The 22374-nt window shown below is 63.1% G+C and carries 20 protein-coding genes; 16 read left to right on the forward strand and 4 right to left on the reverse strand.

All coding sequences use genetic code 11. The annotated features are described in order from the left end of the window. The first annotated feature begins 70 nt into the window (after nt 1-70). The 3 genes from AC1RLZ_RS07875 to AC1RLZ_RS07885 are packed head-to-tail and all read left to right on the forward strand — an operon-like array spanning nt 71 to nt 3806. Complete coding sequence (locus AC1RLZ_RS07875) at nt 71-1570, forward strand: lipid II flippase MurJ (protein ID WP_493188186.1); 1500 nt, start codon at nt 71-73, stop codon at nt 1568-1570. A 54-nt stretch (nt 1571-1624) separates the two neighbouring features. Continuing rightward, nucleotides 1625-2647, forward strand: a complete 1023-nt coding sequence (locus AC1RLZ_RS07880) for a polysaccharide deacetylase family protein (RefSeq protein WP_493188187.1) — start codon at nt 1625-1627, stop codon at nt 2645-2647. Next, entirely contained in the window at nt 2640-3806 is a 1167-nt protein-coding gene (locus AC1RLZ_RS07885) for a glycosyltransferase family 4 protein (protein ID WP_493188188.1), read from the forward strand. Before AC1RLZ_RS07880 ends, AC1RLZ_RS07885 begins: the two co-directional genes overlap by 8 nt. A gap of 15 nt (nt 3807-3821) precedes the next feature. Here AC1RLZ_RS07885 and AC1RLZ_RS07890 read toward each other — a convergent pair whose 3' ends face one another. Further along, on the reverse strand, nt 3822-5000 hold the full coding sequence (locus tag AC1RLZ_RS07890; protein ID WP_493188189.1) for a glycosyltransferase family 4 protein: 1179 nt from the start codon (nt 4998-5000) through the stop codon (nt 3822-3824). 452 nt (nt 5001-5452) lie between these two features. Then, complete coding sequence (locus tag AC1RLZ_RS07895; protein WP_493188190.1) at nt 5453-6376, reverse strand: helix-turn-helix transcriptional regulator; 924 nt, start codon at nt 6374-6376, stop codon at nt 5453-5455. Between the two features lie 149 nt (nt 6377-6525). Between AC1RLZ_RS07895 and AC1RLZ_RS07900 the strand changes: the two genes are divergently transcribed. Genes AC1RLZ_RS07900 through AC1RLZ_RS07925 form a run of 6 tightly spaced genes read left to right on the forward strand, consistent with a single transcriptional unit; the run spans nt 6526 to nt 12536 of the window. Then, nucleotides 6526-7752, forward strand: a complete 1227-nt coding sequence (locus AC1RLZ_RS07900) for an amino acid ABC transporter substrate-binding protein (protein ID WP_493188191.1) — start codon at nt 6526-6528, stop codon at nt 7750-7752. A gap of 30 nt (nt 7753-7782) precedes the next feature. Further along, nucleotides 7783-8652 carry a branched-chain amino acid ABC transporter permease gene (locus tag AC1RLZ_RS07905; RefSeq protein ID WP_493188192.1) on the forward strand — a complete coding sequence of 290 codons (870 nt, stop codon included), beginning with the start codon at nt 7783-7785 and terminating at the stop codon, nt 8650-8652. Further along, nucleotides 8649-9596: a branched-chain amino acid ABC transporter permease gene (locus AC1RLZ_RS07910; RefSeq protein ID WP_493188193.1), complete on the forward strand. Its 948-nt coding sequence runs from the start codon at nt 8649-8651 to the stop codon at nt 9594-9596. Before AC1RLZ_RS07905 ends, AC1RLZ_RS07910 begins: the two co-directional genes overlap by 4 nt. Further along, nucleotides 9593-10336 carry an ABC transporter ATP-binding protein gene (locus AC1RLZ_RS07915; protein WP_493188194.1) on the forward strand — a complete coding sequence of 248 codons (744 nt, stop codon included), beginning with the start codon at nt 9593-9595 and terminating at the stop codon, nt 10334-10336. The genes AC1RLZ_RS07910 and AC1RLZ_RS07915 overlap by 4 nt, the downstream gene beginning before the upstream one ends. Next, on the forward strand, nt 10329-11051 hold the full coding sequence (locus AC1RLZ_RS07920) for an ABC transporter ATP-binding protein (protein WP_493188195.1): 723 nt from the start codon (nt 10329-10331) through the stop codon (nt 11049-11051). Before AC1RLZ_RS07915 ends, AC1RLZ_RS07920 begins: the two co-directional genes overlap by 8 nt. 33 nt (nt 11052-11084) lie before the next feature. Further along, nucleotides 11085-12536 carry an aldehyde dehydrogenase gene (locus AC1RLZ_RS07925; RefSeq protein ID WP_371424262.1) on the forward strand — a complete coding sequence of 484 codons (1452 nt, stop codon included), beginning with the start codon at nt 11085-11087 and terminating at the stop codon, nt 12534-12536. 22 nt (nt 12537-12558) lie between these two features. Here the strand turns inward: AC1RLZ_RS07925 and AC1RLZ_RS07930 are convergent, their stop codons facing one another. Continuing rightward, the gene (locus AC1RLZ_RS07930; protein WP_493188196.1) at nt 12559-13362 is read right to left on the reverse strand and encodes an IclR family transcriptional regulator; all 804 of its coding nucleotides are present in this window, start codon (nt 13360-13362) and stop codon (nt 12559-12561) included. 140 nt (nt 13363-13502) lie between these two features. Between AC1RLZ_RS07930 and AC1RLZ_RS07935 the strand changes: the two genes are divergently transcribed. Genes AC1RLZ_RS07935 through AC1RLZ_RS07965 form a run of 7 tightly spaced genes read left to right on the forward strand, consistent with a single transcriptional unit; the run spans nt 13503 to nt 20883 of the window. Further along, nucleotides 13503-14381, forward strand: a complete 879-nt coding sequence (locus AC1RLZ_RS07935) for an FAD binding domain-containing protein (RefSeq protein WP_493188197.1) — start codon at nt 13503-13505, stop codon at nt 14379-14381. Next, nucleotides 14378-14875, forward strand: coding sequence for a (2Fe-2S)-binding protein (locus AC1RLZ_RS07940; protein ID WP_493188198.1), 498 nt, complete (start codon nt 14378-14380; stop codon nt 14873-14875). Before AC1RLZ_RS07935 ends, AC1RLZ_RS07940 begins: the two co-directional genes overlap by 4 nt. Further along, nucleotides 14872-17166, forward strand: coding sequence for a xanthine dehydrogenase family protein molybdopterin-binding subunit (locus AC1RLZ_RS07945; protein WP_493188199.1), 2295 nt, complete (start codon nt 14872-14874; stop codon nt 17164-17166). The genes AC1RLZ_RS07940 and AC1RLZ_RS07945 overlap by 4 nt, the downstream gene beginning before the upstream one ends. Nucleotides 17167-17175: 9 nt before the next feature. Next, nucleotides 17176-18180, forward strand: coding sequence for an amidohydrolase family protein (locus tag AC1RLZ_RS07950; protein WP_371424257.1), 1005 nt, complete (start codon nt 17176-17178; stop codon nt 18178-18180). Between the two features lie 51 nt (nt 18181-18231). Next, entirely contained in the window at nt 18232-19260 is a 1029-nt protein-coding gene (locus tag AC1RLZ_RS07955) for an ABC transporter substrate-binding protein (protein ID WP_493188200.1), read from the forward strand. A gap of 34 nt (nt 19261-19294) precedes the next feature. After that, nucleotides 19295-20113 carry an ABC transporter ATP-binding protein gene (locus tag AC1RLZ_RS07960; RefSeq protein WP_493188201.1) on the forward strand — a complete coding sequence of 273 codons (819 nt, stop codon included), beginning with the start codon at nt 19295-19297 and terminating at the stop codon, nt 20111-20113. Continuing rightward, nucleotides 20110-20883 carry an ABC transporter permease gene (locus AC1RLZ_RS07965; RefSeq protein WP_493188202.1) on the forward strand — a complete coding sequence of 258 codons (774 nt, stop codon included), beginning with the start codon at nt 20110-20112 and terminating at the stop codon, nt 20881-20883. The genes AC1RLZ_RS07960 and AC1RLZ_RS07965 overlap by 4 nt, the downstream gene beginning before the upstream one ends. A 96-nt stretch (nt 20884-20979) precedes the next feature. Here AC1RLZ_RS07965 and AC1RLZ_RS07970 read toward each other — a convergent pair whose 3' ends face one another. Beyond that, nucleotides 20980-22353, reverse strand: coding sequence for an FAD/NAD(P)-binding protein (locus tag AC1RLZ_RS07970; RefSeq protein WP_493188203.1), 1374 nt, complete (start codon nt 22351-22353; stop codon nt 20980-20982). Nucleotides 22354-22374: the final 21 nt, after the last annotated feature.

The following is a 22374-nucleotide window of genomic DNA, read 5'->3' on the forward strand; positions in this document are numbered from 1 at the left end:
CCGCGTATCGCTGCTCGGTTCTCGGTTTGAAAGCTCGGATGGTCCCTGATCGGACCGCGGCGGCGCGCCTATGAGCGGAGCCCGGCACTCGACGCGGAAGTTCACGGCGATTCTCATCAGCGGTGCGCTGACCAGCAAGCTGCTGGGGTTCGGCCGTGAGATATTGATGGCGCAAGTGCTTGGCGCCTCGCTGGTCGCCGATGGCTTTCGTGGCGCGATCACGGCGGTGATGCTGCCGCTGGCCTTCCTGCAGAACGAAACTGTGCCGGCCGTGATGATCCCGATGCATCGGGATGCGTTGAAGGACGGCAACGGACCTCAGCGCCTTGGTGCCATGACCGTGGCGATCACCGGCATCGCCATGATCCTGATGATCGGGCTGCAGGCCCTCGGCGAGAGGGCCGTGGACGCGCTGGTCGGCGGCTTCTCGGCGGAGGGGCGAAGGCTTACCCTCGACTTCATTCGCATCATGGCGCTGGGCATGCCGGCCTCGGCGATGATCAATGTGCTGGCCTCGGGGGAAATTGCGCTCGGCCGGACTCGCCTGACGAATGTCCGCGCCAGCATCCTGAACGTGGCCGTGCTCATGGGCATTGCTCTCGTTTCTGTGTCCGGCAACTTCCATACACTGGCCTGGTCGTTCTCGGTTGCCTTCAATGCGCTCGCCGCCTGGGGCCTCTACACGATGTGGCGCGAGGGCGTGCTCAGCTTCAAGGGCCTGTCGCTGTCATCGGTGCTGGCATCGGGGCGCGATTTCTTCCGTCGGTTGCGACCGCTGCTCGCGCTACCGGTCGCCGAACAGGCCAATGTCTGGATCGAACGCCTGCTGGCATCGCGGGTCGGGACCGGTGCGGTGGCCTCGATGGATTATGCGCGGACGTTGACCGAAAGCGCGTTGCTGCTGATCAGCCAGCCGGTCGGGCTGGCGGTGTTGTCCAGCCATCCGCCAAAGGATGTCGGCGTGCAGATCGAAGGGATCGCCCGGCCCATTCTCGCATTCGCGGTGCCGGCCTCTGTCTTTCTCGCGATGTTCGCGCCGGAGATCGTGCGGCTGGTTTTTCTGCGCGGCGCCTTTAACGAGCAGGCACTGTTTCTGACCAGTCAGGCCTTGCGCGGCATTGCACTTGGCCTTTGGGCTGCGACGCTTGGCTGGATCCTGATCCGCATCCTCAATGGCGCGGGCCGGAATCTTGCGGCCGCGGCCATCATTATCAGTGCCTATCTGGTTAATATTGTAGTTAACCTTCTCACCTCATACCTGCCCACGGCGCACGAATGGGGCACGTTGTTACTTGGACTGGGTGAAGCCGCCCGTGGTATCGTTCTTCTGGCTGGCGTCATGGTCGTCCTGGGGTCTCGGCGCAAGCTGCTCTACCTGATGTTCCTCGCGTGTTTCCCGGCAGCGCTGATGGCAGTTTTCAGCTGGCAAATTCATGAGGTCCTGACGGGCCCGTGGCAGCGACTTTTCGCCGGTGGTTTTGCCTATCTGGTCTGCCTTGCCCTGTCTGTCGCCATGCTGATGCCCGGCGTTTACATTGCGGCATTTGCGCGCGTCCGGGGGCGCTTGTGATTTTAGTATGTGTTTTTGTATTAGAGAGTGCGTTGATCGTCTGAGGACTTTTCGATGAAGCACCTGTTATCCAGCGCCGCCCGACGCATAGCTTCGTCCGAAGCGCTGGTTCGCCCGATCAGCATGGCTGCCGACATGTTCATGGGCACGCGCGGTTGCCTGATGACCTTTCACCGCGGCGCTTCAGCTCGGGCCTGGGAAAAGCTGCCGAACCGCGACTTCTATCTCGATACGAATTTTCTCGATCAGTTCCTGTCGCATCTGAAGCAACGCGGCTGGGATGTCGTGACGATGGAAGAGGCGATCCAGCGCTCGAAGGCCGGAAAGCCCAACGACCGTTTCGCCAATTTCTCCGTCGACGATTGCTATCGCGATACCTATGAGGAGATCGTGCCGCTGTTTCGCCGTCACAACGTGCCGGTGACGCTGTTCGTCACGACGGGCATTCCTGACGGTACGCTTCCGCTGTGGGCCGCGGGTCTTGAAGATACTCTGCTCAACAACGACCGGGTCATTCTCGAGGACGGCGCGATCGACGTGCCGACATCAGACGCCAAGCGTGCAGCCTTCCATCGGATTGCGGATCGTTGGGACGGCCCGCAGGCGGCCGGCTGCTACGCGAAATTTTGCGAACTCAACGGTGTCGACATCGACGCGATGCACTGGAAGCATGCGATCACCTGGGAGATGCTCGAAGAGCTGCGCGACGATCCGCTGGTGGAGATCGGCGGCCACACCGTGACGCATGCCCGCATTTCGTCGCTGTCGCCCGATGACGCGCGCTTTGAACTCAAGGGCGGCCGCGACCGGTTGGTCGAGCGGCTCGGTATTCCCGCCAGACATTTTGCATTTCCCTATGGGCGTTCAGGCGATTGCGGTCCGCGTGATTTCGCCATCGCGCGTGATGCCGGCTATGCGAGCGCGGCGACGACGCGCAAGGGCCTCGTACGCAACGGGCAGGATGCCTACAACCTGCCACGTTGCACGATCAACGGTGCGGATCGCAGCCTTGCAACCATGGAGCTGCATCTGTCTGGCTTGACGGGTGTGGCCGCGAGGATGACGGGGCGTGTCTAGCACTCGTCGCCTCAAGGTTCTTTCGATCGCCCACCCCGCCGTCAGCCGCGATGCGGGGCGCCTGCGTTACTACCCGCTCGTCGGGCGCGATGACGTCGATATGCATCTCGTCGTCCCGGCGACCTGGTATCAGTTCGGCCGCACGATTATTGCAGATCCGTCCGACGATCCCGGCATGACCGTGCATGTGATGCCGATCCGCCTGCCGCGAGCGGGCCCGATGAGCTGGTATCTGCATTTCTATCCGGGGCTGCGCCGCATTATCCGCGAGGTCGATCCAGATGTGATCCATCTCTGGGAAGAACCGTGGAGCGTCGTCGCGATGCAGGCACGCATTCTCAAGGGCCGCGCCGCGATGGTCCTGGAAGTCGATCAGAACATCCTCAAGCGCCTGCCGCCGCCATTCGAATTCATCCGCAAGGAGGTGCTGCGGAATACAGATCACATCCTCTCGCGTAGTCCGGAGGCGACAGCTGTCGTCCGCGCCCGCGGCTATGCCGGCCCAACGTCGCCGATTGGCTATGGTGTCGATCTCGCGACCTTCAATCTGACCGGCGAGCGCCGGGCTCCGACTGCGCCCGGGCAGGGACTACGCATTGGCTATGTCGGGCGTCTCGTCGAGGAGAAGGGTCTCGACGATGCGCTCGATGCGATGAAGCGCGCCACGGCGCATGTGACATTGGCGATCATGGGCGAAGGCCCTCATGAGTCTGCACTCAGGCAGCGTGTCGTCGAAATGGGCCTGACCGACCGCGTCACGTTTCAGGCGTGGGGCAGACCCGCCGATGTCGCGTCGTTTCTGAGCAGCCTCGATGCGATGATCTTGCTGACACGCACCACCAGCGCCGTGCGTGAGCAGTTCGGCCGGGTCATCGTTGAGTCGCAGGCTTGCGGCGTGCCGGTGATCGGATCAATGGGCGGTGCTATTCCCGATGTTGTCGGCAAGGGCGGCTGGATTGTTCCCGAGCGCGATCCGGATGCCCTGGCGACACTGCTGGATCGGCTTGCTGCCGATCCGCAGCAGTTGCTGGATCGCGGTGTGGCCGCGCGCGACAATGTGCTGACGCGTTTCACTTACGAGGTAGTCGCGAATGCGCTGGTGTCGGCCTGCCAGCAGGCGGCCGATGCCAGGCGGGAAGTCGCCCGGCCGCTCCCTTGAAGCAGGCGTTTGCGATCAGGCGCCGACCGCCATCGCGCCCGGCGCAAATTCGTTCTTCGAGGCCTGCACCTGCTCCAGCAGTTCGATGTAGCGCGAGCCGACATAATCCCAGCCGTAGTTCAGTGCCGTGGCATGCGCTCCTTCGCGCAGCCGCGCCAATGCTGCCGGATCGGAGAAAGCCGTCGCGATCTTCTCTGCGATATCTGCACTATCCATCTTGATGCGATAGCCGTTGACGCCATCGACAAGGTAATCCTCGATTCCGCCGACCGGCGTCGCGAAAACCGGCGTCGAGCAGGCCATGGCTTCCATGCAGACCAGTGAGAAAGTCTCATAGGCAGTCGGCAGCACGAAGGCATCGGCCGCAGCGTAGAACGCAGGCATGTCGGTACGCGATCCTGCGAAGACCAGCCGATTGCTCGAGGTTGTCGCCAGCTTGCGATAGGGCGCAGGATTGTCCGAGCCCACCACCAGCATCCAGACATCGGGTCCAAGACGCTCGAGTGCGCCGATGGCATGCGCCAGACCCTTGCGGCGAAATTCATGGCCTGCGAACAGCAGCAGCCTGGCGTGTGCGGGGATGCCGAATTCCTTACGGATCCTGAGACCGGCCGCGGTATCGCGGGTAAAGCGATTGAGGTCGATGCCGTTGGGGATCACACGGATGCGCGATGCCGGCACCTTGTAGATTTGTTGCAGTTCGGTCGCGACGCGCGGCGAGACCGCGACATACATGCGATAGCGCAGACCGCCGATCATCCAGCGATCACGCAGGGCCACCCACAGGTGCATGGGATTCAGCATCCATGACCAGGAACCGGCGTTGCGCTTTTCGGCGAGGCTCTGCGCATTGACCGCGTGCACGACCAGCACGTCGCCCGTCAGGCTGTCACCGTGACTCACGATGACGGCCTTGGGATGATGATAGGCGGCGCGCGTCGCCAGAAAAGTGAAGGTAGGAACGACAAAAGCGCGGCCAAGATAGCGCAGGACGCCGCGCGTCTTGATGCGTGACAGCCAGCCGCCGACGCGCTCGATGCGCGTACCTGGCGTTGCCTTGTCGCCGACGGCGCTGGCGAGAACTGTGTTGGCGATCTTGGCGCGGCTGAAGGCGCATGCGAGTTCGCTGGCCACGCTTTCAACGCCGCCGACCGAACTCAATTCCTGGACGATCTGGACGATCTCGATAGTCATGGGCCGACACTATGAAAAAGGGTGAACGCCAATTTCGTTGGTGCGCTGATAAGTCGCAATTTCATCAATATCCTGCTTTCGCAGCCTTTTGTCACCAGCACAACGTCTAAGATTTGACCTTCGCGATAAGGCATATCGGCGGAAACACTCGGACACAGTTGAGTGAATGCAGCCTCGTTGCGCAAAGTAGTATTCCGCTCTACCTGGAGTCGGTAATTGGCGCCGTCGCATGCGTCTTATGGGTGCGATCCTACGTCGACGACGATCTCGTAGGCACCTTTCACTAGCGCTTTGGGCCGAATAGTGAACGGCGTCATGAAGTGACATCTGAAACAGAGCGCGGAAATGGATGTTGTGACCCCGATTCAATATCGAGTCATGCTTAACGCGTGCTGTTCCAAATTGATCACGCAGGTTTCAAAGAGACACAGCACTGATCGATGGTGGGACAGTTACGGCCACGCCGCATAGGACGGACCGTGCTGACCTGGATCGAGTCGCGCGCGGCGCCGATAGGCGCCAGGCGAGGCGTTCTGATATTTGCGAAAAAAGCGGTTGAAATAACCGGGGTCGCGAAAGCCGAGGCCATAGCCGATCTGCTCGACAGGCAGATCAAGTTGCCGCAAGCGCATGCAGGCTTCGTGGATCAGCCGTTGATGTATGATGGCGCGCGGACTGCAACCCTTCTCGCGCTTGCAATGCGCATGCAGCTTGTCGTCGGTGACGCCCAGCGCAGCGGCATAGCGGGCGATGGGCCAGCTGTCACGATAATGCAGTTCGACCATCTGCAGGAAATTGCCGACAAGGCGGGGGCCGTCGCCGCGTTGCGCAGCATCGTCGGCGGGCTCCTCCGAAATCAGCGATCGCCAGAGATGCAGGCACAGCAACAACACATGCGTCGAACTCATCGTCGCGCTGCCGCGGCCGGGCGTGCCCAACTCGCGCACCAGTGTGGCGCAGGATTCGGTGATGGGAGTGAAGGTCGTGGCGAGTTGCTTGCCTTCAAGCAGGACCAGCCGGTCAATGGTCCGTCGCAGATGCAGCGCCTCGGCGCTGCTCGCCACGGTCCGCGTCAGCACGTCGTCGGAGACGGAAATCAGATAGCCCTGCGCGCCGGCCTCGACCTGCAGCGTGCCTTCGTGATCGCCGGGAAGCCACAACAGGCCGGGGGACTGAATGGCAACCGTGGTGCCGCGCATTATCGCGGTGCCGCGCCGGGTTTCGATCGCCAGCAAATGCGAGCGCCGGGGAATCGACTGCCGGATGGTCCAGCTGCGCGGCGCCAGTCCGGGCACGAATCTGTCGGCATGCAAAGCGGGAAGCAGCTTCTCCATGAAGCCGGCCGGACCCGAAACGATGTGCGCGGTCTCAAGCACTGGGACAATCCGTCGCGCGAAATAGCTCGCCTATACGGATCAATACAATCTTTCCCCGGATGCGTCCAATTCCCAGGTCCAAGCGCTCGACTAGTCTCCCGCCATCGAACGCCACAAGGCGTCGGTGAAAAGAATTCGGGGAGGATATCATGGTGTCAGCAGTCAAGCGCCTCGCGGCGGGACTACTCGCAGTGGCCGGTGCGGCGGTCGTCGGATGGGACGGCGCGGCGGAGGCCCAGACGTCGGTCAAGATCGGTTATGCCATTTCACGCACCGGCCCGGCGGCCGGCGGCGCTGCGGTGACGACGATTCCAAACTACGAGCTGTGGGTCAAGGAGGTGAACGCCGCCGGCGGCCTCAAGCTCGGCGACAAGCGCGTGCCCATCGAGGTCGTGCAATATGACGACCGGTCGAGCGCCGAGGAAGCCGCCAAGGCGCTGGAGCGGCTGATCACCCAGGACAAGGTCGATTTCATCCTGCCGCCCTGGGGCACGGGCCTGAATCTCGCGGTCGGCCCGATCCTCAACAAGGCCGGCTATCCGCATATCGCCTCGACGGCAGTGACCGACCGCGCGCCCGAACTGGCGAAGCGCTGGCCCAACAGTTTCTGGCTGCTCGGCACCAGCGCGGATGCCGCCAAGACCCTGGTCGAGCTGCTGACGAAGCTGCGCAGCGAAGGCAAGATCGGCGATACCGTGGCGATGGCCAGCATCGCCGACGGCTTCGGCATCGATCTCTCTGGTGCCGCGAGGCCCGCTCTGACAGCCGCCAAATTCAAGCTGGCTTATGACAAGACCTATCCGGTGGGCACGCAGGATCTCAGCCCGATCATCAACGAGGTGAAGGCACTGAACCCCGACGTGTTCATCGCCTTCAGCTATCCGCCGGACACGATCGCCATGACCGAACAGTCGCGCATCTCCGGTTTCAATCCGAAGATCTTCTACACCGGCGTCGGCACGGCATTCCCGCTGTTCAAGCAGAAGTTCGGCGCCAATGCGGAAGGTGTGATGGGCATCGGCGGCTGGAGCGGTGACAGCCCGGCCATCAAGGACTATCTGGCGCGCCACAAGGCGTCGGCCGCGAATGGCGCCGAGCCGGACCGCTGGGCGAGTGCGGTCACCTATGCCGGCCTGCAGATGCTGCAGCAGGCGATCGAGCGGGTTGGCAAGGTCGATCGCGCTGCGGTCATCAAGGACCTGCAGAGCGGCACCTTTGACACCGTGATCGGCAAGGTGAAGCTCGAGAACAATATGCCGACCAAATACTGGTGGGTCGGGCAGTGGCAGGACGGCGAGTTCTATGGCGTCGGCCCGTCGGGTAACGAGGGCGCGCGTGCGCCGGTCGTGCCGAAGCCGGCGTGGAAGGCGCAGTGATCGCGTCTCTCCTGTATCTGGCCTGACAGAATGACAAACGCGGTTCTCACCGGCCTCGTGCTGGGCGGCATGTATGCGCTGATCGCCATGGGGCTCACCCTGCAATATGGCGTGGCGCGGATCATGAACCTGTCCTATGGCGAGTTCCTGATCGGCGCGGCCTTTGCGTCCTACTGGCTGTTCACCGGCTGGGCGCTCAATCCGCTCGCAGGACTGGCGTTTGTCATTCCGGTCAGTTTCGGCGTCAGCTATCTCTTGTATCGCGTGTTGCTCACGCCGCTGGTCCGCCGCGCGCGCACCCGCGACGCCCTTGAGGTCGATAGCATTCTCGCCACCTTCGGCATGATGTTCATCGTGCAGGGCATCATGCTGACGATGTTTGGCGGCGCTTATTTCAGCTACTCGTTCCTCGCTGTGCCGGTGACGATCGTCGGCGAAGTGCTGGCGCTGAATCGCCTGATCGCTTTCGGTCTCGCGGTCGTCGTCGGTCTCGCGCTCTATCTGACGCTGACGCGCACACGGATCGGCACCTCGATCCGCGCGGTGGCGGTCGATCCCATCGCGGCGCAGCTCGTGGCCATCGACGTCACCAGGACATCGGCACTCGCTTTTGCACTCGGCGGCGCGCTCGTGGCGTCCGCCGGCGTGCTGATCAGCATGTTCCTGACCTTCAGCGCTACCTCCGGGGTGGTCTTCACCATGAAGGCCCTGATCGTCGTCGTGATGGGCAGCGTCGGCAATCTGCTCGGTTGCCTGGTGGCAGGACTTGCGCTCGGTCTGAGCGAAGCGCTGGTGGCCACCTTCATCGATCCCGGGCTGACGCTGGCGGTGAATTTCGCGCTGTTCCTCGGTGTGCTGTTGGTGAAGCCGGCCGGCATTTTCGGGAGGGCGCAGCGATGAACCGCGCGCAAATGACAACCGGTGCGATTTGTCTTGCAGCGGTGGTTGCACTCGCCTTCGTTCCGATGGTGGTCGACGCCTATTATCTCGCGCTGGCGATCAGCCTGTTGCAGTTCACGGTGCTGGCGACGGCATGGGGCATGTTCTCGGGCCCGACACGCTACGTGTCGCTCGCAACGACAGCCTTCTTCGGTGTCGGCGCCTACACCGTCGCGGTGCTGGGTGAGCAATTGCCGTGGTCGCTGGTGCTGCTGATTGCTGCCGTCATCGGCGCTCTCATGGCCGTCATCGTCGGCCTCTCGACGCTGCGGCTGAGCGGCGTGCATTTCGTCATCTTCACCTTCGGTCTCGCCGAACTCGTGCGCCAGATCGTGGTCTGGTACGAGGTCAACAAGACGCGCGTGCTCGGCCGTTACGTCTTTGTCGATATCACCCAGAACGACATCTACTGGCAGCTGCTGGCGCTGGCTGTCATCGTGTTCGGTGCCGGCTGGCTGATCGCCCGCTCGCGCTTCGGCTTCGCGCTGCGGATCATCGGCGAGGACGAGACTGTGGCGCGGCATTGCGGCATCAACGTCACTATCGCCAAGGTGGCGCTGTTCACCATCACCGCTACCTTCATGACACTGGTCGGTGCGATCATGGCGCCGCGCTTCACCTATATCGAGCCCTCGATCGCTTTCAACGCGACGATTTCTTTCGAAGTGGTGATCATGGCGCTGCTTGGTGGGGCACATCGCCTGTGGGGTCCGGCGCTCGGCGCCATTCCGCTGACGCTGTTGTTCGACGTCCTGTCCGCACGCTTCCCCAGCACATCGACCCTGATCATGGGCGTGGTGTTCCTGCTGATCGTCTATGCGTTGCCATCAGGCGTGGTTGGATTATGGGAGAGACTGAAGAGCTGGCGGCCAACGGCGTCGAAGATGCGGGGAGCGCAGGCATGACCCCCAGTGCAACGCCGGTGCTCCGCATCGAAGGCCTGACCCGCGCTTTCGGTGGCCTCGTCGCCGTCAACGGCATAGACCTGACGGTACATGCCGGCGAGATTGTCGGCCTGCTTGGTCCCAACGGCTCCGGCAAGACCACGGCGCTCAACCTGATCTCCGGCGTGTTGTCGCCGAATGCCGGCGTGATCGCCTTCGCTGGCCACGATATCGCGGGCTGGCCGACCCATCGCATCGCGCGTCTCGGTCTCGCGCGCACCTTCCAGTTGGTCCGCGTGCTCGATGGCATGACCTGCGGCGAGAATGTGGAGGCCGGGCTGGCCTTTCATCATGCGCCGCTTGCACGCGACGCGATGGCTGCGGCTGCAGCCGGCCTGCTCGCGCGTGTCGGTCTCGCCGGATTTGGCGGACGGCCCGCGTCGGAGCTCACTTATATCGACCGCAAGCGGCTCGAACTGGCACGCGCGCTGGCGCTGCAGCCGCGCCTGCTGCTGCTCGACGAATGGCTTGCTGGTCTGAACCCGTCCGAATTGCTGATCGGGATCGAACTGATCCGCTCGCTCAAGGATGAGGGGCTGTCGATCCTGCTGGTCGAGCACGTGATGGATGCAATCCGCTCGTTATGTGATCGCTGCGTGGTCATGAGCAGCGGCCGCAAGATCGCCGAAGGGCCCGTAGATGCTGTGCTGAGCGACCCAGCGGTGATCGAGGCCTATCTGGGAGTGCCTGCGGATGCTTGAGGTCTCCAATATCAGCGTCACCTATGGCCAGCATCACGCGCTGAGCGATGCGGCGCTCCATGTCGAGCGCGGCGAGATCATTGTCATTCTCGGCGCCAATGGCGCCGGCAAGTCGTCGTTGCTCAAGGCCATTGCCGGTTTGCTGCCGTCACCAGCCAAGATCGTCAAACTTGCCGGTCGTGATCTGTCCCGTCTGCCGCCTCATGAGATCGTGGAAGCCGGGCTCGCACTGGTGCCGGAAGGCCGCGGCGTATTCGGTGAATTGACAGTGGCCGAGAACCTTCTGCTTGGCGCCAATCCGAAACGCGCACGGGCCGTCGAGGCCGAACAGCGTGCCAAGGTGATGACGCTGTTTCCTCGGCTCGGCGAGCGCCTGGCACAGACCGTGCGTACCATGAGCGGCGGTGAGCAACAGATGGTGGCAGTCGGCCGCGCGCTGATGTCGAACCCCGATATTCTCCTGCTCGATGAACCATCGCTTGGTCTCTCGCCGTTGCTGGTGCGCGAATTGTTCGCGGCCTTGCGCAAGGTGCGCGAGACGGGTGTCGGGTTATTGCTGGTCGAACAGAACGCGCGCGAGAGTCTCGCCATCGCGGATCGCGGCTATCTGATCGAGAACGGCAGGATTACCGGCAGCGGTACCGCGGCTGCCCTGCAATCCGATGACGCCGTGCGCCGCGCCTATCTCGGCGGACTCGCCAGCGGCGCAGCCTGAGCATTTCAAAAACATCGAACGGAGGACATCGCCATGAACCAGATCAATCTGCTGCTCGAGAACCAGGATGTGCAGGCCATCGACGGCGCGACATTCGATCGTCTCAACCCGATGACCGGTGACGTCGCCTCGCGTGCTGCGGCTGCGCAGATCGCCGATGCCAAGCGAGCGGCCGATGCCGCTGCCGCTGCTTTCCCTGCGTGGTCGTCCACCGGCCCGGGTGCACGCCGTGCCGTCCTGCTGAAGGCCGCCGATATCCTTGCCAGCAAGGCGCCAGACTTCATTGCCCTGATGGCGTCGGAAACCGGCGCGACCGCCGGCTGGGCTGGCTTCAATGTCCATCTCGCCTCCAACATGCTGCGCGAAGCGGCATCGATGACGACGCAGATTTCCGGCGAGGTCATTCCATCGGACAAGCCCGGCTGCATCTCGATGGCGATCCGCCAGCCCGCGGGCGTCGTGCTCAGCATCGCGCCGTGGAATGCGCCGGTCATTCTTGGCGTGCGGGCCGTGGCGTTGCCGCTGGCCTGCGGCAACACGGTGATCCTGAAAGCGTCCGAGATTTGCCCCGGTACGCATCGGCTGATCGGCGAATGTCTGCGCGAGGCGGGTCTGCCGCCCGGCGTGCTCAACGTGATCACCAACGCGCCGGAGGATGCTCCGGCGCTGATCGATGCGCTGATCTCGCATCCCGCCGTGCGGCGGATCAACTTCACCGGCTCGACCCGCGTCGGCCGCATCATCGCGCAGACCGCCGCGACCTATCTCAAGCCGGTGCTGCTCGAACTCGGCGGCAAGGCGCCGCTGGTAGTCCTCGACGACGCTGATCTCGATGCGGCGGTGGCGGCAGCGGCTTTCGGTGCCTTCATGAATCAGGGCCAGATCTGCATGTCCACCGAGCGTCTCGTGGTCGACCAGAAGGTCGCTGATGCCTTCGTGGCGAAACTGGCGGCCAAGGCCGGCGGACTCGTTGCCGGCGACCCACGCCAGGGCGATACGCCGCTCGGCTCGCTGATCGGCGCCGACGCGGCAGATCGTTTGCAGGCACTGATCAAGGATGCGGTGGGGAAGGGCGCGCGCGTCGTGGCCGGCGGCAGCGTCGAAGGCACGCTGATGTCGGCCACGGTGCTTGATCACGTCACCTCGGCCATGCGCATCTATAATGAGGAATCATTTGGCCCGATCGTGACCGTCGTGCGTGTAGATGGCGTCGAGGAAGCCGTGCGTGTGGCCAATGATACGGAGTATGGACTCTCGGCCGCCGTGTTCGGCCGCGATATCGCCCGCGCGCTGGATGTCGCCAAGCGGATTGAGTCCGGCATCTGCCATATCAATGGCGCGACGGTGCATGACGAGGCACAGATGCCGTTCGGCGGGGTGAAGGCGTCGGGCTATGGCCGCTTCGGCGGTAGAGCCGGCATTGCCGAATTCACTGAACTGCGCTGGATCACCATCGAGACCGGCCCGCAGCATTATCCGATCTGATCGTGCCGGTTACGCGCAGCCGTCAAAGACTGACGGCTGCATAGGCCCTGCTGATATCCTTGGCCGCATGCTGCAGATGTTCGCGCAGCCTGATCTGGCTGGCTTTCGGCGTGCGGAATGCCGGCGTCACGAAAGAGATGGCGGCGACCACCCCGCTGGGGTCACGCACCGGAACGGAGACGGCATAGACGTGCGGTGTGATCTCGGCGCGTGACTCCGACCACCCCTGTTCCCGGATCATGGCGAGTTCACGCATCAGCAACCTCCGATGCGGGGCAAAGCCGGGCTCGCGCAGAACCGCGTCGTCGAGGATCGCCTCGCATTCCGCTTCCGGCATGTGAGCGAGCAGTATTTTCGGGCCGGCGCCACGGTGCAGGGGCAATGCCGTTCCGACCTCGAAGGTCAGGCGAATACGCGACGACGATTCGGCGCGCTCGATACACACGGCGCGATCGGCCGAGCGGCGCAGCAGGATAATCGTTTCTCCGACTTCCTGGGAGACGCGCTTCATGAAGGGGCGTGCAATGGAGGCGAGGTCGGTGCCGGCGCGGGCGGCCTGGGCCAGGCCGATGACGCGCGGTGCCAGCACGAACGAGCCGCGGCCGTCTTCATCAATGAGATCGGCTTCGCGAAGGATACCGATATAGCGATAGGTCGACGACAGCGGCACCCCGATCTGCTCCGACAGGCTTTCCGCTGAATGCCGCGGACGATCGGTAGAGAAGGCCAGCAAGGCACGAAGTATCTTTCGCGAACTGCCGTCAGCGGCGGGAGGACGCTCCGTTACGTCAGCGCGTTTCGACGCTGTTGCTCTCTTGATGGCCAACGGAACCTCCATTCGGTAATGCTTGCCATCGGAACGGGCAGCATGTGGATATGATTTGCGCACGAACAAACATTGCCGTGCGCTGTGGTTCTTATAAGATAAGATGGTGTTCTCAGCAATTGAGAAGTAGCAAATAGCCCATGAAGCTTCCGCCGCTGGACTATATTTGCGCTGCCACGCTGTCCGAGGCGATTGCCGCGCTCGCGGCCCACGGTGGCAATGCCAAGCTGATCGCGGGTGGACAGAGCCTGATGCCGATGCTCGCATTCCGGCTGGCGGCACCGAGCATCCTGGTTGATATCGGGCGGCTACCCGATCTCAAGACTACCAGTATTTCCGCTGAGGGCATCGATTTTGGCGCCCTCGTGACCTGGCGCGATATCGAGCATGATGCGCGGCTCGCGCAGGCGCATCCGCTACTGGCGGCGGCCGTTGCCCATGTCGCGCATTACCAGGTCCGTAACCGCGGTACCGTCGGTGGCAGCATGGCCCATGCTGATCCGGCCGCCGAAATGCCCGGCATTGCGGTGACCTGCGATGCGATGCTGACGATCGTCGGGTCGAACGGGTGCCGCATCGTGCGCGCGGATGAGTTCATTACCGGCGGACTCAGCACGGTTCTGGAGGCCGACGAGATCCTGACCAGTATACACCTGCCACCATGGAAGAAGGCACGGCGTTGGGCCTTCGAGGAGTTCGCCCGCCGCCGCGGGGATTTTGCGCTGGCGGGCGTTGCGGCATTTTACGACATCGATGCGCAAGGTCTGGCGTTCGATGCGCATGTCGGGGTCATCGGCGTTGCAGATCGTCCTGTGCGACTACCAGGTGTCGAGGCTCTCCTCAATGGCCGCCGGATTGATATGGATGCGATACTTGAGGCTACGACGGCTGCGCGGGATGCGGTCGATCCTGCCGATGATATCCACGCGGAAGCCGCCTATCGCCGCGATCTTCTGGGTGTGTTGCTGGAGCGGGCCCTGGCGCGTGCGGCCGATATCATCTTGCCGGAGGCCGCATGACCTCCGCACGTCCCGTCCACTTCACCGTCAACGGCGCGGCGGCGACCGTCGCGGTCGAGCCGCGCACTACGCTCGCAGATGCGCTGCGCAACGAACTCCGCCTGACCGGAACGCATCTGGGTTGCGAGCACGGCGTCTGCGGTGCCTGCACGGTGATCGTCGACGGCGCCGCCGTGCGCGGCTGCCTGATGCTGGCGGCGCAGGCAGAAGGGTGCGAGGTGACGACCGTCGAGGGGCTCGGCAGCGCTGCGCATCTCGGCGCGTTACAACTGGCATTCCGTAAGCATCACGCTTTGCAATGCGGCTTTTGCACCGCCGGCATTCTCGCAACCGCCCATGCATTGCTCACCGATGAGCCGCAGGCGGATGAGGAGCGCATCCGCGAGGTGATTTCCGGCAATCTCTGCCGCTGCACCGGATATCTGCCGATCATCGCGGCGATCATGGACGCCCGTATTGCCTATCGCGACGTGCAACGTGAGGCGGCGCAATGAGCGATGTCGCCAAGCTCCTGGTTGGCAGCGCGGTCGAGCGTATGGAGGATGCGCGCTTCCTGTCGGGGTCCGGCAATTTTGCTGACGATCTCGCCGTCGAGGGGATGCTGCATGCCGCAATCCTGCGTAGCCCGATCGCCCATGCGCGTATCCTGGCGATTGACGCATCGGCTGCGCTGGCCATGCCGGGCATTCGTGCTGTGATCACAGCCCGCGACATCGGCGATGTCATCCCCATCATCCCGCTTCGCCTGGCGCCGCTGCCCGAATTCGAGCCATTCCGCCAGCCCGTGATCGCGCGCGACAAGGTGCGCTATGTCGGCGAGCCCATTGCTGTCGTGGTTGCTGACAGCCGCGCTTTGGCCGAGGACGCGCTGGAGACGATCGGCATCGAATTTGAAGCGCTGTCGGCAGTCACCGAACGCGGTGCAAGCGCAACGCCCTTGTTCGACTTAGCCGACGATAACGTCGCGCTGCGCTACGATGCCGGGTTTGGCGATGCAGATAAAGCGTTCGCGTCGGCGGACTATGTGCGCACCGAGCGCTTCAGCGTGCAGCGCCACACGGCGCTGCCCATGGAGACGCGGGGTCTGCTTGCAGAATGGAATTCGTCGGCCGGTCGACTCGTCGTCACGGGCGCGACAAAGGTCACGTTCTATAACCGCCGCGCGCTGGCGCAGATGCTGGGCCTTCGCCAGGATGATATCGATCTGATCGAGATCGATGTCGGTGGCGGCTTCGGCGTCCGTGGGGAGTTCTATCCCGAGGATTTCCTGATCCCCTTCGCTGCCCGCAAACTGGCGCACCCGGTCAAATGGATCGAAGATCGCCGCGAACATCTGATGGCGATCAATCACTCACGCGATGTCGCCTGCGAATTGTCGCTCGCCTGCCGCAGTGACGGAATGATACTGGGTTTGCGCGGCCGGATATTCGCCGATATGGGCGCCTATATCCGCACCAATGGCGGCGTGGTGCCGGCCAAGGCGGCGCAGTTTCTGCCTGGTCCCTATCGCATCCCCCATGTCAGCGTGTCGGTCGAAGCTTTCATGACCAGCAAGACGCCGGTCGGCACCTATCGCGGGCCGGGCCGCTTCGAGGCAAATTTCTTTCGCGAGCGGTTGATCGACATGGCGGCGATGGATCTCGGCATCGACGTCGCTGAAATCCGGCGCAGGAACCTGATTACCGAAGAGGAGCTGCCCTATCCCATCGACGGGCTCGTACCCTATGAAGGGCCGACATCCTACGACACCGGCGACTATGTCGAGGTCTTCGAACGTGCCTTGAAAGAGATCGGCTGGGCCGAGAAACGACATCTGCAGGGCAAACTGGTCGATGGCGTACGTCATGGCATCGGGCTCGGCTGTTTCGTCGAAAGCGGCGGCGCCGGCCCGAAGGAAAATGCCGCAGTCACGCTCGAAAGAGACGGCTCGCTGACGGTTGTTGTGGGCTCATCCGTGCTGGGGCAGGGTTTGGAGACGGTGCTCGGCCAGATCGCGGGGGATACGCTATCGGTCCCGTTCGATCGTATACGCGTGCTGCACGGCTCGACCACGCTGCTTGATGAAGGCTTCGGCACCTATCATTCGCGCGCGGTGGTGATGGGCGGTTCGGCCGTGCTCGATGCCGCCACCCGGCTGCGCGAGAAGATCCTGGAGCGTGCCTCCAATCACCTGGGCAGGCCGAACAGCGAGTTGAAGATCGTCGATGCGAACGTCATCGCCGATAACGGCGCGTCCGTGTCGTTCGCGGCGCTCGCAGCCGACAGCGAATTGCAGGCAGACGGCACATTCTCCAACAATGTGCGCACCTATAGCTATGGCACCCATGCGGCGCATGTCACCGTCGATCCACGTACCGGGGCGGTGAAAATTCTCGATTACATCGCGGTCGAAGATGTCGGTCGTGCCATCAATCCGGCCATCGTGCACGGACAGGCGATCGGCGCCATCGTGCAGGGACTGGGTGGCGTTTTTCTCGATCATCTGATCTATGACGATCAGGGACAGCTCTTGAACGCCTCTCTGGCCGATTATCTGGTGCCGACCGCGAGCGATTTTCCGGTGCTGCGCGCGGTGACGCTGGAGCTTCGGCCGTCGCCGAGCAACCCGCTCGGCGCCAAGGGCGCGGGCGAGGGCGGCATCGTTGCTGTCGCCGCAGCGACGGCCAATGCGGTGGCGGCGGCGCTGGCGCCGTTGCATGTGGAGATTCATCACCTGCCGCTGACGCCACCGCGTCTGTGGCGCCTCATCAAGGATGCGCGCGAGCGCCGGACCAATGCCGCATAAGGACTGATTGTGCCGATCGATATCCATGCCCATTATGTGCCGCCGCAGCTTCTGTCCGCGATCGATGGCCGCGGCGCCTATTGCGGCGTGAGGCTGCTGCCGTCAGGGAACGGAAAGCCGCCGGCCCTCGGCTTCGATTACGGTTTCAGGGTTCGGCCGTTCTTCCCGCAACTGGTCGAGCCTGTTGAACAACGCCGTGCCAGCCTCGACCGTCAGGGTCTCGACCGGCAACTGGTGGCCACATGGCCGGACATTTACGGCTACGGCCTTCAAAAAGATGCCTGCGCGCATTGGCATCGCATGCTCAACGATACGCTGGGCGACTGGTGCCATACGAACAATGACCGCTTTTCCTTCGTCGCATCGGTGCCGCTGGTCGATGCAGCCGACGCTGCGGCCGAGCTCGATCGCGCCGTGGATCTCGGCGCCGTGGCTGTGATGGTCCCGGCCAATATCGAAGGCATCAATATCGGCGAGAAGCCGCTGGATCCGTTCTGGAGCAAGGCGGAAGCGCTGGGACTGCCGGTCATCCTGCATCCCGTGCTGGTGGATGCCGCGCCGCGCGCCGCAAAATTTGCCCTGACGCAGATCGCCCAATACACATTCGACACCACGCTCGGCATCGGCTCCATCATGTTCTCCGGTGTGCTCGATCGCTTCCCTGCTTTGTCCATCGTCCTCAGCCACGGCGGCGGTACGTTCCCGTATCTGCTGGGCCGTTTTGACGTGATGCATGCGCGGATGGACCGTGCGGGTCAGGGCGACGTCGCGCAATGCGATCCGTCTGTCTACGCGTCGCGCATCGGCTATGACAGTATCGTTCATGCGCCGAAGGCGCTGCGCTTTCTCGCCGATGCAGTGGGTATCGAACGCGTGGCGCTCGGCACCGATGAGTCGTTCCCGCCGGCGGACCGCGATCCGCTCGCCGGCATCAAGGCTGCGGGTTTCTCCAAAGCCGATATCGAACTGATTACCGAAACCAATCCGAGACGTCTGTTTCCACGTTTGCCCTGAGTTGCGGCGCGTTTTGCCCATCATTTTCATGCGAGATAAAGAGGACCGATCATGCTGAAACGTCTGCTTGTTGTCGCTGCCGTTGCGATATCGATGATGGGAAGTGCGCATGCTCAGGGGATGAAGACGGTCAAGGTCGGGACCACCAACCTGTCATCCGATATCGGCCTGTTCCTCGCCGAGAAGCGCGGCTACTTCAAGGAAGAGGGCGTCAAGGTCGAACTCATCCCGTTCGATTCCGGTGCCAAGATGGTCGCGCCGCTCGGTGCGGGCGATCTGGACGCCGCCGCAGGGGCTGCGTCGGCCGGGCTCTATAATGCCGTCAATCGTGGTCTCAAGCTGAAAATGGTGGCCGACAAGGGCACGAATATCGCCGGCTATAGCTACAAGGCGCTGATGGTCCGCAAGGACCTGGTCGAGTCAGGCGCATTCAAGACGCTTGCCGATCTCAAGGGCAAGAAGGTCGCGATCATCGCCAATGGTGCGGCCGATGAATCCGTTATCAATCAGGCGCTGAAAAAGGCCGGTCTGAAGGACGAGGATATCGAAAAGATCTTCCTGCCATTCCCGCAGCATCTCACGGCATTCGCCAACAAGGCGATCGATGCGGCGATCTCGGCCGAGCCCGGCGTGACGGCCATGGTGCGTAATGGCGTCGCCGTACGCTTCGGCGGCCTCGACGATTTCTATCCGGTGCAGCAGACGGCCATGCTGCTGATCAATGGCAAGTTCGCCGAGGATCGCAAGACGGTGACGGCCTTCCTCAAGGCCTATCTGCGCGGTGTGCGAGCCTATGACGCGACGCTGAAGGACGGCAAGATCGCGGGTCCCGGCGCCGAGGGCATGATCAAGGACATCGCCGAAATGACGGGGATCAAGGACATGACGCTGCTGCAGCAGATGGTGCCGGTGTTTATCGATCCCGATGGCCAGGTCAATCTCCCGAGCGTCGAGACCGATCTCGCTTATTTCAAGTCGCGCGGCCTTGTCACCAGCGACATCGAGGCTGCCAAGGTTGTCGATATGTCCTATGTCGATGTGCTGAAGCCGGTCCTGGGGCCGTTCACGCGGCCCAGGTAAAACGGCGCAGGGAAACGTAACGATGGCGGTGCAGATGTCGACAGCAGCAATCGGGGATGGCGGGCGAGTATCCGCGCCGAAGATCAGCCTGCGCGACGTCACCAAGCGGCACGATACGCAACTGGCGCTGGACCGGATCACGCTCGATATCCCGGCCAGCACCTTCTTCGTGGTGGTTGGCCCGAGCGGCTGCGGCAAGACGACTCTGCTGCGTATGCTTGCGGGGCTGGATGCGCCATCGGACGGCCGGATCGTCATCGCCGATCCGCAGCCCGGCCATCCGCAGAACGCCATGGTGTTTCAGGGGGACTCGCTGTTTCCCTGGATGACCGTATGGGATAATGCCGCCTATGGCCTGACGATGCGCAATGTTCCGAAGGCGCGGATCGATGACGTGGTCGGGCATTATCTGAACAAGACCGGCATGTATGGCGCGCGGACGCTCTATCCGCATCAACTGTCCGGCGGCATGCGCCAGCGCGTTTCCATCACGCGCGCCTTCGCCAGTGATCCCGACATTTTGCTGATGGATGAGCCGTTCTCGGCGCTCGACGAACAGAACAAGACGCTGCTGCACGAGGAGCTGCTGCGAATCTGGGAAGAAACGCGCAAGACCGTGGTCTTCATCACCCACAGCGTCGACGAGGCCGTGACGCTGGGCGATCGCATCATGGTGATGACCGCCGGCCCCGGCCGTATCAAGACCATCGTGCCGGTCGATCTGCCGCGGCCACGCAATGTCGTCGAACTCCGGCACACACCGGCCTATGGCGAACTGGTCTATGACATCTGGGCGCAGTTGCGCGAAGAGGTCGATCGCGCGCGCAGCCGCGAGCCGGGGAGCAAGGCATGAGTTCGGCCCGCTCGCCTTCGCTGTGGAGCGACCGTACCATCAGCATTCTGTCGCCGCTGGTATTGCTCGGCCTGTGGGAAATCTGCGCGCGCACCGGCATCGTTGATGTCAGGTTTTTCCCGGCGCCTTCGAATATCGTGAAGCATCTGTTCGAGTTGGCGTCATCCGGCGCCCTGTGGCGGCATGTCGGCGCCAGCCTGTATCGCCTCGTCGTGGGCTTTGTCGTCGGCTGCGTGCCGGCGATCGTGATCGGGCTGGCCGTCGGTCTGTATCGCCCGGTTCGGGCCGCCTTCGATCCCCTGATCTCGGCGACCTATCCGATTCCGAAGAGCTCGCTATTGCCGCTGATGCTCTTGATTTTCGGTCTCGGTGAAAGTTCCAAGATCGCCATGGTGGCGATCGGCGTGTTCTATCCGGTGGTCATCAATACGGCCGCGGGCGTGCGCCAGATTGCGCCGATCTTCCTCGATGTCGGCCGCAATTTCGGCGCCAGCCGCTTCAACATGTTCCGCACCGTGGCGCTGCCCGGCGCATTGCCGCTGATCATGACCGGCATCAAGCTTGGCGCCGGCATGGGGCTGGTGCTGATCGCCATCGCCGAGATGGTCGGCGCCAAGCAGGGGCTCGGTTACATGATCTGGAATGCGTGGGAGCTGTTCGACGTCCAGACCATGTATGTCGGCCTGTTTGTCATCGCGATCATTGGCTTCGTGATGAATGCCGGCTTCGACGCACTGGAGCGGGCCATCGTGCCGTGGCGGAAGGGCTGAGCCCGTAGGATGCGTAGAGCGAAGGCGCGAAGCGCCGGAGCGAAACCCATCGACTTCTTGCGCGTGAGTGATGGGTTTCGCTGCGCTCTACCCATCCTACGACGCGGTTGACGGCGAATTCTCCAGCGTATCTCCAATCGCCAGCAACTGCCGCCGAATATTGGATGCTGCCGTCACTTCCCAGAACGCGCCGCGAGTCGCCGGGCCGATGGCATAGAAGCCGGGTTGAACATGACCGGCGCTGTCGCGCAGTTCGCAGGTCGGGGCGACATCGAGGCCGAGGCCGTTGAAGCCGGTCCGCACTTGCCCGGTTGTGAGCAGCGACTTGATGAGCGGATCGCCCAGGCGATCATAGCGCTCTTCGGGGCCGGTGCAGTTCAGGATCCAGTTGGTGGCGAGGTTGATCGTCTCGCCATGTCCGCGCTTGCGGATGCTGACGTCATGGCCTGATGTCGTCGCGACGGCGCTGGCGATGCGTCCTGCGATCACGTCGAGTTGCTTGTCCCGCTGCAGCTGCTGCAGCAGCTCGGCGACATCTGGCGCCAGCCGATGCCGATGCACCATCCAGATCGCGCGCAGATGCCGCGCGAAGCGGGCACGCTCGACCTCAGTGGCGTTCCTGTAGAGTTCACCGATGGACAGTCGAAACGTATCGACCATCGTCTGCCATGGAATCCCCGCCGCCACCTTGCGACGAGTGTCCTTGAGAAGAGCGGCCAGAAGGCCCCGTGCGGTGGGTACCGGGAATGAGTTCATCGGATCGGGATCGATTTCTGCTGGCACATCGATCAGCGGCAGCAGTCCGCGCCGCGAGACCATCGTGATGGGCGCGCGCATGCCGCGATGGATGAGATCGATCACCACATCGACCGCGGTGGCGCCGGTGCCGATGACCAGTACGCGATCGTCGGCGCCGATCGGATCGAGTGCGCCAGGCGCCCAGACATTGGTAATCGAGCGCGGCGACGCGTCGATGCCGGGAAACGGCGACGGCGGTTGATTGCCGAGACAGAGGAACACCAGATCGGCGTCGATGGTTGCGCCAGATGCGGTCGCAACGCGATAGCCATCGCCTTGGCGCGTAACGGCGACTGCCACATCCTGCCTCGGCGTCACACGCCCGGTGCCGGTCAGTTCGTTGAACTTCGTCGAGATGTAGTCACCATAGACTCGGCGGGGGACGAAAGACGACGAGTAGTCCGGCCAGTTCGCCTGACCGGTTTCCGTCAGCCATTCGACAAAGCCGTCATCGTCGGCGCCGAGCCCGCCCATCTTGTAAGCGGGAACGTTGATGCGGTGCCACTTCGCTTTGGCGGAATAGGCGAGCCCGCGCCCGAAGGCGCCATCGCGATCCAGCACGGTGATTGGCCCGATCTGCGGCAGCCTGGCCAGAATGATGCCGGCGAACGCACCGGCCACGCCGCCGCCGACGACGGCAACGCGCAGGGATTTGGGGGGAGAGAATGTCATGCTGCCGGGCGATGTGAGGGA

The sequence above is a fragment of the Tardiphaga sp. GW822-FHT04G09 genome (genome assembly GCF_058800725.1).

Coding starts and splice junctions, on each gene's coding strand:
- AC1RLZ_RS07910 (WP_493188193.1), top strand. CDS start 8,649: ATGAACCGCGCGCAAATGACAACCGGTGCGATTTGTCTTGCAGCGGTG.
- AC1RLZ_RS07965 (WP_493188202.1), top strand. CDS start 20,110: ATGAGTTCGGCCCGCTCGCCTTCGCTGTGGAGCGACCGTACCATCAGC.
- AC1RLZ_RS07925 (WP_371424262.1), top strand. CDS start 11,085: ATGAACCAGATCAATCTGCTGCTCGAGAACCAGGATGTGCAGGCCATC.
- AC1RLZ_RS07970 (WP_493188203.1), bottom strand. CDS start 22,353: ATGACATTCTCTCCCCCCAAATCCCTGCGCGTTGCCGTCGTCGGCGGC.
- AC1RLZ_RS07905 (WP_493188192.1), top strand. CDS start 7,783: ATGACAAACGCGGTTCTCACCGGCCTCGTGCTGGGCGGCATGTATGCG.
- AC1RLZ_RS07935 (WP_493188197.1), top strand. CDS start 13,503: ATGAAGCTTCCGCCGCTGGACTATATTTGCGCTGCCACGCTGTCCGAG.
- AC1RLZ_RS07960 (WP_493188201.1), top strand. CDS start 19,295: ATGTCGACAGCAGCAATCGGGGATGGCGGGCGAGTATCCGCGCCGAAG.
- AC1RLZ_RS07915 (WP_493188194.1), top strand. CDS start 9,593: ATGACCCCCAGTGCAACGCCGGTGCTCCGCATCGAAGGCCTGACCCGC.
- AC1RLZ_RS07945 (WP_493188199.1), top strand. CDS start 14,872: ATGAGCGATGTCGCCAAGCTCCTGGTTGGCAGCGCGGTCGAGCGTATG.
- AC1RLZ_RS07955 (WP_493188200.1), top strand. CDS start 18,232: ATGCTGAAACGTCTGCTTGTTGTCGCTGCCGTTGCGATATCGATGATG.
- AC1RLZ_RS07890 (WP_493188189.1), bottom strand. CDS start 5,000: ATGACTATCGAGATCGTCCAGATCGTCCAGGAATTGAGTTCGGTCGGC.
- AC1RLZ_RS07875 (WP_493188186.1), top strand. CDS start 71: ATGAGCGGAGCCCGGCACTCGACGCGGAAGTTCACGGCGATTCTCATC.
- AC1RLZ_RS07920 (WP_493188195.1), top strand. CDS start 10,329: ATGCTTGAGGTCTCCAATATCAGCGTCACCTATGGCCAGCATCACGCG.
- AC1RLZ_RS07900 (WP_493188191.1), top strand. CDS start 6,526: ATGGTGTCAGCAGTCAAGCGCCTCGCGGCGGGACTACTCGCAGTGGCC.
- AC1RLZ_RS07940 (WP_493188198.1), top strand. CDS start 14,378: ATGACCTCCGCACGTCCCGTCCACTTCACCGTCAACGGCGCGGCGGCG.
- AC1RLZ_RS07880 (WP_493188187.1), top strand. CDS start 1,625: ATGAAGCACCTGTTATCCAGCGCCGCCCGACGCATAGCTTCGTCCGAA.